Source organism: Bacteroides sp. L008 (assembly GCF_040812255.1).
GTDB classification, from domain to species: domain Bacteria; phylum Bacteroidota; class Bacteroidia; order Bacteroidales; family Bacteroidaceae; genus Bacteroides; species Bacteroides vicugnae.
This window is the reverse complement of record NZ_JBFNXO010000002.1, coordinates 427,543-439,828: the sequence shown is the minus strand read 5'-3', so window position 1 is coordinate 439,828 and position 12,286 is coordinate 427,543. Positions and strand designations below refer to the sequence as shown.

10 protein-coding genes are annotated in these 12,286 nt (G+C 42.3%); 2 read left to right on the top strand and 8 right to left on the bottom strand.

What is annotated here, in order from left to right:
• Positions 1 to 17 precede the first annotated feature (17 nt).
• The 8 genes from AB3G73_RS20970 to tig form a co-directional block, all read right to left on the bottom strand.
• Positions 18 to 1,400, bottom strand: a complete 1,383-nt coding sequence (locus AB3G73_RS20970; RefSeq protein ID WP_122138585.1) for a peptidylprolyl isomerase — start codon at positions 1,398 to 1,400, stop codon at positions 18 to 20.
• 9 nt (positions 1,401 to 1,409) lie between these two features.
• The gene (locus AB3G73_RS20965; RefSeq protein ID WP_148366586.1) at positions 1,410 to 2,255 is read right to left on the bottom strand and encodes a peptidyl-prolyl cis-trans isomerase; all 846 of its coding nucleotides are present in this window, start codon (positions 2,253 to 2,255) and stop codon (positions 1,410 to 1,412) included.
• Between the two features lie 54 nt (positions 2,256 to 2,309).
• Positions 2,310 to 3,854: a peptidylprolyl isomerase gene (locus AB3G73_RS20960; RefSeq protein WP_234132385.1), complete on the bottom strand. Its 1,545-nt coding sequence runs from the start codon at positions 3,852 to 3,854 to the stop codon at positions 2,310 to 2,312.
• A 143-nt stretch (positions 3,855 to 3,997) separates the two neighbouring features.
• Entirely contained in the window at positions 3,998 to 5,476 is a 1,479-nt protein-coding gene (guaB, locus tag AB3G73_RS20955; RefSeq protein ID WP_148366587.1) for an IMP dehydrogenase, read from the bottom strand.
• An 86-nt stretch (positions 5,477 to 5,562) separates the two neighbouring features.
• Entirely contained in the window at positions 5,563 to 7,743 is a 2,181-nt protein-coding gene (gene recQ, locus AB3G73_RS20950; RefSeq protein ID WP_148366588.1) for a DNA helicase RecQ, read from the bottom strand.
• A gap of 168 nt (positions 7,744 to 7,911) precedes the next feature.
• The gene (gene clpX / locus AB3G73_RS20945; protein ID WP_148366589.1) at positions 7,912 to 9,156 is read right to left on the bottom strand and encodes an ATP-dependent Clp protease ATP-binding subunit ClpX; all 1,245 of its coding nucleotides are present in this window, start codon (positions 9,154 to 9,156) and stop codon (positions 7,912 to 7,914) included.
• Positions 9,157 to 9,158: 2 nt separating this feature from the next.
• Positions 9,159 to 9,821 (bottom strand): ATP-dependent Clp endopeptidase proteolytic subunit ClpP, encoded by a 663-nt coding sequence (clpP, locus tag AB3G73_RS20940; RefSeq protein WP_004297164.1) that lies wholly within the window; start codon positions 9,819 to 9,821, stop codon positions 9,159 to 9,161.
• Positions 9,822 to 9,964: 143 nt separating this feature from the next.
• Positions 9,965 to 11,320 carry a trigger factor gene (tig, locus tag AB3G73_RS20935; protein WP_148366591.1) on the bottom strand — a complete coding sequence of 452 codons (1,356 nt, stop codon included), beginning with the start codon at positions 11,318 to 11,320 and terminating at the stop codon, positions 9,965 to 9,967.
• A 360-nt stretch (positions 11,321 to 11,680) separates the two neighbouring features.
• Between tig and AB3G73_RS20930 the strand changes: the two genes are divergently transcribed.
• Both AB3G73_RS20930 and AB3G73_RS20925 read left to right on the top strand, forming a co-directional pair.
• Positions 11,681 to 11,923 (top strand): hypothetical protein, encoded by a 243-nt coding sequence (locus tag AB3G73_RS20930; protein WP_195648655.1) that lies wholly within the window; start codon positions 11,681 to 11,683, stop codon positions 11,921 to 11,923.
• A gap of 84 nt (positions 11,924 to 12,007) precedes the next feature.
• Positions 12,008 to 12,253 (top strand): RNA-binding protein, encoded by a 246-nt coding sequence (locus tag AB3G73_RS20925; protein WP_004297160.1) that lies wholly within the window; start codon positions 12,008 to 12,010, stop codon positions 12,251 to 12,253.
• Positions 12,254 to 12,286: the final 33 nt, after the last annotated feature.

Genomic DNA, 12,286 nt, shown 5'->3' with positions numbered 1-12,286 from the left:
GTCAAAGCAAGGTTATATCAGTCATTCTTGACCCAACCCGGATACTTGAAGTCACACTTCTGCCAGTTTTCGTTGATGCGTACATAAGTGTGTTTTTGCTTGTTCAGAATCCATTTCTGCAACACCTCTTCGCGACGCTTATCCATTACGATTTCTTTCAGATCCTGATAGTCTTCCGCGATGGTTGCTTTATGACCATTGATTTTCGTTTTCAATTTCACGATAGCGCATACTTCTTTTCCATCTTTCTCATTAATCATTGTAAAAGCTTTGGAAATCTCGCCAACATTCATCTTATCCACTACCTTAGCAACGTCTTGAGGAAGATCCTGCATCTGGAACTTAGAGGTAGTGATACCTGAATGTTCATTGATGTTCACCATGATACCATGATTGTTACGGGTATCCTTATCTTGTGAGATAACGGCAGCCGCATCATCAAATGTGAATTTGTTAGCACGAATATCATCTGCAATAGAATCCAGACGGGCACAAGCCTCGGTCAGTTCTTTTTCCGATACTTTCGGACGCAACAGGATATGGCGAGTATTAACACGGTCACCACGCTTCTCAATCAACTGGATAATATGGAAACCAAATTCCGATTCTACAATTTTGGAAACTTTCTTCGGGTCCTGCAAGCTGAATGCCACATTCGCATAAGCGGGGTCCATCATACCACGTCCCATAAATCCACATTCACCACCTTTAATGGCAGAAGCCTTGTCTTCAGAATACAAACGTGCCAATGTGGAGAAGTCGATTTCTCCTTTTGTCACACGATCCGTATAATCACGCAGTGTCTTCTTTACATCCTCGATTTCCGAAACGGGTATTTTGGGTTGCAAAGTAATAATCTGCACTTCCACCTGTGTAGGAATGTAAGGGATACTATCCTGTGGAAGGTCTTTGAAATAACGGCGTACTTCTGCCGGAGTCACTTTGATATCTCCTGCCAGTTTCTGCTGCATCTTCTGAACCGTCAATCCGTCACGTGCATTATCACGCAAAGTCTCACGAATCTGGGTGGATGTTTTATTGAAATACTCCTCCATTTTCTCTCTGGAACCGATCTGCTGGATGTACATATTGGTCATCATATCCACACGCTGAATGATTTCCGCTTCGGAAACCTCGATACTGTCCAACTTTGCCTGATGCAGGAATAACTTCTGCACAGCAATCTCTTCAGGAATTACACAATAAGGATCGCCTTCGAATCTGCGTCCATTATACAAGGCATCCATACGGGCCTCTTCTACATCTGATTTTAAAATAGCTTCGTCACCTACAACCCAAACTACTTCATCAACCACATTATCTTGTGCATAGGTTGCCACATTAGCAAATATTGCCAGGACAAGGGTAACAACAAATCTAAAGTTCACAAACTTCTTCATTCTTTGTATTTAATAATTATATATAATCTTCTTCTTACTTACCGCCTGCTGATACAAGTCGTTCTTTACCTGTTCCATAAAGCTCACCCGTTTCTGATTCACCAGTAAGTCTTTCACTTCCGACCGGGCAAATTCATACGGTTTCTCCTCACCAACTCCACGATAATCGCTCACATTCAGGAAATAATAATAAGCCGTATCTTTCAATTCTACCTGACGGTGTTTGTTTACGTACTCTTCCGGTGCCTCTACTTTCAACGGAATCATGTCCAGGACATCGGTCACAGACACCCATTTATCATAGAAATATTCATATTTCACCGCATTCTGCAAACTATATTTTTCCAGACTCTCAATAGCATCCTGTTTTTCCGACTTATACCATCTGCGCACATTGTTCAACTGCGGAGCTGTCAACGGCACTTTAATAAACAATCCCTTAATCAACGGGCTTTCCAGTTTAAACAATTCCTTGTTTTTGCCGTAATACTCTGCTATCTCGTGTTCGGAAATATCATTCGTCAACTTCTGGTTAATCAACTCCTGCTGATAAGTATGCATGATCAACGCTTTCCGATAATTCTCCACCAGTTTGTCTACATCCACATTATCTGGGATATTGTTCGCAGCTTTCTCATACAATAAAATCTCTTCCGCCCAACTACGAATATAGTGCTCGGCGAAGAGAATGCTATCATCTTTTGACAATCCGACCGGAAGCACGGACATCAAATCTTCTTTATATAAAAAGTTACCGTCCACCTCTACCAAAGGAGTCTTTCCTTTGTGGTCGCGCTGTTCCTTGCACGCTCCACAACCAAGAAGGGTAATCAGTAAGAGGACTAATATTCGCATCGGCAACTAAAATCTACTTATTTAAGGTACGAAGATAGTGAATAATCGGTTACATCAGTTATTATTAACTGTTTTTAAAACCTCTTGGTTTATTTCAACCTTACCGGACTCACTCAATTCCCGCATCCAGCACGTGTCAAGATAGCTTCGATAATCCTTTCGAACCCGATCAATTACTTCCCGATAATCCTCCGGACCTTTCATTTTTTTGCCTACAACAATAGTAAAAGGATAAGACACCAAAGGGTCAAAATCACCCTTCTTAAAAACCAGTTTATCTATATATTTATTGTCTCCGTCGGCAAAAATTCCTTGTTCAACTTGTATCTTTTCCTCCCCGGATGTATTAAAAGTTTGCCGAAGCTTTTCCGCCCACTCTTTTTCCGGCACTTTCTTCAGCATTTTTTTGGCTTGCTTTGCCGTCTTTTTATCAACGCAATGAAGCACGACTCCTCTATACCGGGGACTCTCCCACCGATAATCCGACGAATGAAATTTAAAATAAGTAGCCAATCCCGCGCGGTCATTGGCTGCGGGCAAATCTATTTTCTGACGTGTTATCTCTTCCACCAAATAGTTTTCATCAGATTCCCGCAAGGCATAAGGTATTTCAGGATGCTTTTTATCGATGTTCCGGCTTTCATAATCCAGCAATGACTTGGCTATAAATCCTTCCAACTGCCGTTTGACAGCTTGAGGATGGGAAGAGGCAAAATGAGTGAACATAGTTCCGGTGTACGCTTGTCCGTCAATCGTAAACAGGGTTTGTTCTGTACGGCCTTTCGCCAGCAATTCTTCCATTGCCGCCTGATTGGGAATATACTGCCATGCTTTTTTCAATCGCTCGAGCACCGCACCTGTACCTTTGTCCAAAATTTCCTTGCGCCGTAACCGTTCCATTAATCTGACACTGACATTTTCATAAGCAGCCGTTTCCTCCCGATCGACCACTTTCAAGATATGAATCCCTTCAGGAGTGAAAAAAGGCTGGGATACCATACCTTTTGCCAAAGAGAAAGCAACATTCTCAAACTCACTCGTTGTTTCCAGACATTCAATCCATCTACTTTGCTTATCATCCGAGTATATTTCGACCAAACGGTTAAAATTCAAATCCGGCTGATTCTGTATCACCCGGTATATAGAATCCATCCGCGTTTTTTCTTCTTCTAAATGCCTGGAAGTGATTATCTGCGGCAAACGTTTGAAAATCTGCATCACCTGTACCCTGCCGCTACGTGCCTTCAGTCCCATTTTCTGATAGATAGCACGGGCACAGCTATCCATCACTTGCCTGTCTATCAAATAAGATTCCACCAATTCGGTCCGGCATTTCTCCTGTTGTTTACGAAAAACAGAAGTCGTATCAAGTCCGGCAGCCCTGGCAGCTTCCACTTTCAATTTCGATTGAGCGAAAAGTGCTGCATACTCTTTCGGTGAAAGTTCGACATTTGAACGTTCCGCATAACGGTGGTACGCATATTCAAATTCCGAACGGAGTATCTCTCTTCCGTTCACACGCATCAATACGGGATCTTCCCGCGCAAAGGCCACGACTACAAAAAGAGAAATACATCCCAACAACAGGCTTCTTTTCATCATCTATTTTATTTTCTTTCCGATCAATTAAACAACAAGCATCATGACAATAACAGATAAATAACAAACGGTGAGCAGTGAACACCCTGCTGACAACACAGCCTGTTCACCGTTCACCGTTACTAGTTCACCGTATTTATCTATTACTCCGGACGGCTATAGTTCGGCGATTCACTAGTAATCGTCACGTCGTGCGGATGACTTTCCATTACACCTGCATTGGTAATGCGGGTAAATTTAGCGTCATGAAGTTTCTCAATATTGGCAGCACCGCAGTATCCCATACCTGCACGCAAACCACCACTCAGTTGATAAACAACTTCGAAAAGCGTACCTTTATAAGGAACACGGGCAGCGATTCCTTCCGGAACAAGCTTCTTCACATCAGCAGTTCCACTCTGGAAGTAGCGGTCTTTCGAACCATTCTCCATTGCTTCCAACGAACCCATACCACGATAGGATTTGAATTTACGACCATTGAAGATAATAGTGTCACCCGGAGATTCCTCTGTTCCGGCAACTAATGATCCGATCATTACGCAATATCCTCCAGCGGCCAACGCTTTCACCACGTCGCCCGAATAACGCAAACCACCATCGGCAATCAAAGGAATACCTGTACCCTTCAACGCTTTTGCAACATCATAGACAGCAGATAACTGCGGAACACCTACACCGGCAACCACACGAGTTGTACAGATAGAACCCGGACCGATACCTACTTTCACAGCATCCGCACCAGCTTCCACCAAAGCTTTGGCAGCTTCTCCGGTAGCAATGTTACCTACCACAATATCAATATTCGGGAAGCGTTTCTTTGCTTCTTTCAGTTTTTCAATCACAAATTTAGAGTGTCCGTGAGCTGTATCAATCACGATTGCGTCCGCACCGGCATCCACCAATGCTTGCATACGCTCCAATGTATCGGCAGTAACACCTACACCGGCAGCTACACGCAGACGACCTTTGGCATCTTTACAAGCCATCGGTTTATCTTTTGCTTTTGTAATATCTTTATAAGTGACAAGACCGATCAACTTTCCATCCATTCCGACAATCGGAAGTTTCTCAATCTTATGTTTCTGAAGAATCTGTGCAGCAGATTCCAAGTCTGTAGACTGGTTGGTAGTCACCAATCTTTCTTTCGGAGTCATGACAAGATCAATATGTTTTGCCATGTCTCTTTCGAAACGCAAATCTCTGTTGGTAACAATACCCACCAGATAACCTTCATCATCTACCACAGGAATACCACCGATTTTATATTCTGCCATAATGTCCAGTGCATCCTGAACAGTAGAACCTCTTTTGATCGTTACAGGGTCATAAATCATACCATTTTCGGCACGCTTTACGATAGCAACTTGTCTTGCCTGTTCTTCGATAGACATATTTTTGTGAATCACACCGATACCACCTTCACGGGCAATGGCAATAGCCATTTTCGCTTCGGTAACCGTATCCATGGCAGCCGTCACAAAAGGTATTTTTAACTCAATGTTTTTTGAAAACTTTGTCGAGAGATCGACAGTGCGCGGTAAAACTTCAGAATAAGCGGGGATCAACAATACATCATCGTAAGTCAACCCATCCATTACAATCTTATCAGCAATAAATGACATAGGGCTATGCGTTTAAAATTTATTGCGTGCAAATATACGGTTTTTATTCAAAACCGCATACCTGCACGCCTATTTTTTTCGCTTTTTTAATTAGCCATTTCAGAGATGAACTTAATACGTACCAAGCGAACTTCCTCTTCCGTAAAGTCATCGCCTAATTCATCAAGCGCATCATCAATCTTATCAGTGGTAGATTCTTTGAAATAATCGTAGATATCGAGCATATGATCTTCGTCCATGATTTCTTCCAGGAAGTAATCTATGTTCAGCTTGGTTCCCGAATAAACGATGGCTTCTACCTCGTCCAACAGTTCACCAAATTCAATCCCTTTGGAAAGAGCGATATCATCTAACGCCACTTTACGGTCGATAGCCTGAATAATAGCTACCTTCATCTTAGATTTATTGGCAACCGTACGTACCCGCAGGTCTTCAGGGCGTTCTATCTCGTTCTCTTCACAGTGGCGTTTGATTAATTTACAGAACTCTTCACCGTAACGTTTTGCTTTTCCGGCACCTACGCCAGGTATATTCTGCAACTCGTCTAATGTCACCGGATAAATGGTAGCCATCGCTTCCAAAGACGGATCCTGGAAGATCACATAAGGCGGTACTTCCAGTTTCTTCGAGAGTTTCTTCCGCAAGTCCTTCAACATAGAATAAAGAGCCGGGTCCACCGCACAGGAACCACCGCCACGTGCCGGCACTTCTTCTTCCGTCTCTTCGAAGTCATTGTCCTCGGTAATCTTGAATGACTTCGGCTTCTTCAGGAACTTATGCCCTTCCTCCGTCACTTTCAGGAGTCCGTAATGCTCCACATCTTTGCTCAAGTAACCTGCAATCAGCGCCTGACGAATCACTGCGTTCCATGTCTTATCCTCTTCACCCATACCGGAGCCGAAGACTTCGAGGTCTTCATGCAAATGCGCCTGTACTTCGGAAGTTTCTTTACCTTGTAGTATGTCTATAATATAATCTGCCTTAAAATTTTCTTTCACCGCGATAATCGCTTCAATCACGGCACACAATAACTCTTGAGCCTCCACTTGTTTTTTAGGGTTTAAACAGTTGTCACAATTTCCACAATTTTCTTCCGTATATTCTTCACCGAAATAATGTAGCAACGTCTTGCGTCGGCATACGGAAGATTCGGCATAAGCAGCGGTTTCCAACAGAAGCTGCTTGCCAATTTCCTGCTCTGCCACAGGTTTTCCTTGCATGAACTTTTCCAGTTTCTGCAAGTCTTTGTTTGTATAAAAGGTTATGCACTGACCTTCACCGCCATCTCTACCGGCGCGCCCGGTCTCCTGGTAATACCCTTCCAGACTCTTTGGAATATCGTAGTGAATCACAAACCTTACATCCGGCTTGTCAATTCCCATACCGAAAGCGATAGTTGCTACAATAACGTCCACTTTTTCCATCAGGAAATCATCCTGATTCTTAGTCCTGGTCAACGAATCCATACCAGCATGATAAGGACGTGCATTGATACCGTTTGCTTGCAGGATTTCGGCAAGTTCCTCCACTTTTTTCCGGCTAAGGCAATAGATAATGCCTGATTTCTCCGGATTGTTTTTGATAAACTTGATAATATCCCTGTCAATATTAGCGGTCTTCGCACGTACCTCATAATAAAGGTTCGGACGGTTGAACGAAGATTTGAAGACTTGAGCATCTACCATTCCCAGATTTTTCTGGATATCATGCTGCACCTTCGGTGTCGCTGTTGCGGTAAGCGCAATCAACGGAGCTTTTCCTATTTCATTGATAATAGGGCGAATCCGCCGGTATTCCGGTCGAAAGTCATGACCCCATTCCGAAATACAATGAGCTTCATCCACTGCATAAAACGAAATCTTTACCGAACGCAAAAACTCTACGTTTTCTTCTTTCGTCAGCGACTCCGGCGCTACATATAGCAATTTTGTCTTTCCGGCAAGGATGTCCGACCTCACTTGGTCTATCGCACCTTTGTTTAATGAAGAATTGATAAAATGGGCGACGCCATCTTCTTCACTGAAATTGCGCATTGCATCCACTTGATTCTTCATCAACGCAATAAGCGGAGAAATTACGATTGCTGTACCTTCCATCAAGAGCGAAGGTAGCTGATAGCATAAAGATTTCCCGCCACCGGTAGGCATCAGTACAAAGGTATCTTTACCATCGAGCAAGTTATTAATGATCGCTTCCTGGTTTCCCTTGAACTTATTAAATCCGAAATACTTTTTCAGTTCATCTGTTAAATTAATCTTCCTTGCCATCTTAACTTAGGTTGTTTTATTCAGTTCATGGTTTAACTTTAAGTATGTTCTCTTCTTCAAGAGAGCCAAACAAAGTTATAAACAACTTCGTAATTACCAAGCAAAATGCGACTAATATTTTCAAGAAAATACAGTTACGATCATTTTCTGTAGCCTTACTCTTTGATTTTAAGCAGTTTGTAGTCGTGCCATATTCGCTTTTTCCAGTTGCATCTTTGCATAATCCAGCGTCACCTTATACTCTTTTTTGTTCTCTGAAGGGATTTCAAACATGACATCCATCATGATTGTTTCCACAATAGAGCGCAATCCGCGGGCACCCAGCTTATATTCTACCGCCTTGTCAACGATATATTCGAAGACATCATCTTCAAATGTCAGCTTGATACCATCCATTTCAAACAGTTTGATGTATTGTTTGATGATAGAGTTTTTCGGTTCGGTAAGGATCGCACGAAGCGCATCCCGATCCAGCGGATTCAAATAGGTCAGTACCGGAAGACGTCCGATAATTTCGGGAATCAGTCCGAATGACTTCAAATCCTGCGGAGCGATGTACTGCATCATGTTATTCTTGTCCACCGTCGCTGTTTTCTGCGATGCCGTATAACCTACGACATGGGTGTTCAACCGTTGGGCGATCTTCTTCTCGATACCGTCGAACGCACCGCCACAGATAAAGAGAATATTCTTGGTATTTACCGGAATCATCTTCTGGTCCGGATGCTTACGGCCTCCCTGGGGAGGTACGTTCACTACAGAACCTTCGAGCAATTTCAATAATCCCTGCTGTACACCCTCACCGCTCACGTCGCGAGTGATCGAAGGGTTATCTCCTTTACGGGCAATTTTGTCGATCTCGTCGATAAACACGATACCCTGTTCTGCTTCAGGTACATTATAATCTGCTACCTGAAGCAAACGGGTTAAAATACTTTCGATATCTTCGCCCACATAACCGGCCTCCGTCAGCACCGTAGCATCTACAATGGTAAACGGCACGTGCAGTAACTTGGCAATCGTGCGTGCTAGCAATGTTTTTCCGGTTCCGGTACTGCCCACCATAATAATGTTCGACTTTTCAATCTCCACATCATCACCGCTGTCTTTTTGCAACAAGCGTTTATAATGGTTATAGACCGATACGGAAAGGAAGCGTTTCGCATCATCCTGTCCGATCACATACTGGTCGAGGAATTTCTTGATTTCTACCGGCTTGGGTAGTTCTTTTAAGTTGAGTTTGGTAGCTCCTGTGCTTTTCTTGCCTTCTCCCAATGCCTCCTGAGTAATCTCATAAGCCTGGGTAGCACAGCTGTCGCAAATATAGCCATTCATTCCCGTAATCAGGAATCCGACTTCATTCTCCGACCGTCCACAGAAGCTACATCTTTTCTTTGTTTTTGAATCAGCCATTTTTATTTCTTAATCAATACCTCATCAATCATACCGTACTCTTTCGCTTCCTGAGCTGTCATCCAGTAGTCGCGGTCAGAGTCCGCCCATACTTTATCGAAATCAGTATGCGAATGATCAGCGATGATCGTATAAAGTTCTTTCTTCAATTTCTGAATCTCACGCGCTGTGATTTCAATGTCTGACGCTTGTCCTTGCGCACCCCCCATCGGCTGATGAATCATCACACGTGAGTGAGGCAATGCAGAACGTTTACCTTCAGCACCGGCAACCAGCAATACAGCCGCCATTGAAGCTGCCATACCTGTACAGATGGTAGCAACATCACTTGAAATAAACTGCATCGTATCATAAATGCCCAGTCCGGCATATACACTTCCGCCCGGAGAGTTGATATAGATAGAGATATCCTTACCCGGATCCACAGAATCCAGATACAACAACTGTGCCTGAAGCGTATTAGCTGTATAGTCATCTACTTGTGTACCGAGGAAAATGATGCGGTCCATCATCAAACGGGAGAAAACATCGAGTTGGGTTACGTTCAACTGTCTTTCTTCCAGAATATAGGGATTCAAATACCCGGCCTGCGACTTAATCACATCATCCAATACCATGCCATTCATTCCTAAATGCTTGGTTGCGTATTTTCTAAAATCATCCATGTTAATTGTTCCTTTCTTATAAATTAAAAATAAACGTAAGTACAAAGAAACGAAAAAGAATACAGAGACACAAAAAAACACAGAGTTATAATTTTATAAAAACTCTGTGTTTCTGTGACTTTATATTTTATTCAACCGAATGATTACTCAAACATTTTATTGAATTCTTCGATCGAAACGTTCTTGTTTTCCAAAGTAACCTGCGCTTTCAGAGCAGCAGCAAGCTTCACTTCTACCACACGACTTACCAAATTATTGATAGTTTCTTTCTTCTTCAACATTTCCTGTGCATAGTTGTCAAGCACATCGTCAGGAATAGACAACATACCGTATTGAGCAAACTGTGCCTTCGTTGTTTCTCTAGCCATCTTCAGAACATCTTCCTGTTCTACTTTGATATCGTTTGCTTCAACCAACTGCTCCTTAATCAGGTGCCAAGTCAGTTCTTCGATGCTCTTATCATAGTTTTCAGCAACATATTCTTCTCCCTTTTCTTCGTTGTTCAGCAACATGATACGTTTCAGCAGGGTATCAGAGAATTCCAGCTTACCTACTTTTTCCATCATCACCTTACGAATGTCGATCAGGAATTTATAATCGCTGTCAGCCACAAATCTAGCTGCGATTTCTTCTTTAATCTTAGCGCGGAATTCTTCTTCAGTCTTCACAACACCTTCGCCGAATGCCTGGTCGAATACTTCCTGAGTCAATTCACCCGGAACAAAACGAGTGATTTCTTCTACCTGGAAGCTGAAATCAGATTTCACGTCTTTTGCGATTTCCTTGTCAATCTTCAACAAAGAACCCAGTTCGGCAGCATGTCCGTCATAAGCCACATTCGGATTGAACACCAATACATCATTTACTTTTGCATTAGCAAAAATAGCTTTCTGATCGTCGTTCTTCATGTAAGCAGGCATCAACACAGCAGCTTCTACCTGAATACCGCCTTCTTTTGTGTTACCTTCTTCATCCAACTGTGCCAGCAGACCTTTCAGCATATCATTATCTTCGTAAGAGTCTACCTTATCATACTTGCCAGTGCGTTGAGTATACATCTTCACCTGGTTGTCGATCATTTCGTCAGAAACTTCGATAGTATAATAATCCACTTTATCTTTAGCACTTACTTCTGCTTTAAATTCAGGTGCCAAAGCGATGTCGAATACGAAATCGAATTCTTCCATTGTATCGAAATCAATATTCTGTTGCTTTTCTTCGTTAGGCAACGGCTCGCCCAACATATTCACCTTATTTTCTTTAATATAATTGTAAACAGCTTCTTGCAGTGCCTTATTCACAACCTCTGCAATTACCGACTTACCATACATCTTTTTAATAAGACTTGTCGGAACCATACCTTTACGGAATCCCGGAATCTGTGCCTTCTGACGGAGCGACTTCAACTCTTTATCTACTTTCTCCTGATAATCGGCTTTCTCAAGCTTTACAGTAAGCTCTGCGCTTACTTTGTCAATGTTTTGTAATGAAACGTTCATTCTGACAATTATTTATTTGATTTATACTTTGTTCTATACTCAAAGAGGGTGCAAAATTAGTGCTAATCTTTCAAATTTCAAAAGACATTGCAGATTTATTTCAGCAACGCCACCCATCTTTCACACATCTTTTATTGATATTTCACTGATATTCTGCTCATACCCACACCTAAACAATGAAAATTCCCCATCAACACCCACCCCGCCAGGTTCCCCCGGCCTACTTTTTTCTCCGTCAAGCGAGTGCCCGTAACGGAGCGTTAAGAAGGGCAGATTGTTTGAGCGTAGCGAGTTTCTGCCCTTTAGCGTAGTGTAGGAAGCGAGTAGGAGAAAAAAGTCAGCCTTGAAAAGCCCGATTTAATGAGTGTAGCCGCAAGCTCGCTTGAGGATACCGAGCGTAAGGGCTTTCTCCAACTTTTCTTTGGTTCTTTCTTTTCTTTCAAGAGAAAAGGAAAGAACTTTTTTTCTGATAATCCGCAAATTAACTTTCCAAAAAGATGGTTAATCCAAAAATTATTCTTTTCTTTGTTGCGGATTGATGGACCATTAGTTTCTCGATTTGATTACAAGGTTTTTACTTCCGTTACCAGAACGCATTTGTAAACTCTCTGTCGTTTTAATCTTTTTATTAGTAACCATCTATCCAGAGAGTTTTATTCATTTATTTATTTTTTTATCATTTTCATTATGAACATTTATGTTGGAAACCTTAACTACCGTGTTAAGGAAGGAGATCTGCAACAAGTGATGGAAGATTACGGAGCAGTATCATCAGTTAAAGTTGTTATGGACCGTGAAACCGGTAAATCCAAAGGATTCGCTTTCATCGAAATGGAAGACGACGCTGCAGCTGCAAAAGCTATTGCTGAATTGAACGGAGCTGAATACATGGGTCGTACAATGGTAGTTAAAGAAGCTAGACCTAGAGCTTAATTGCCGACGCTAACATAGCTAAGAAAAAAAGAA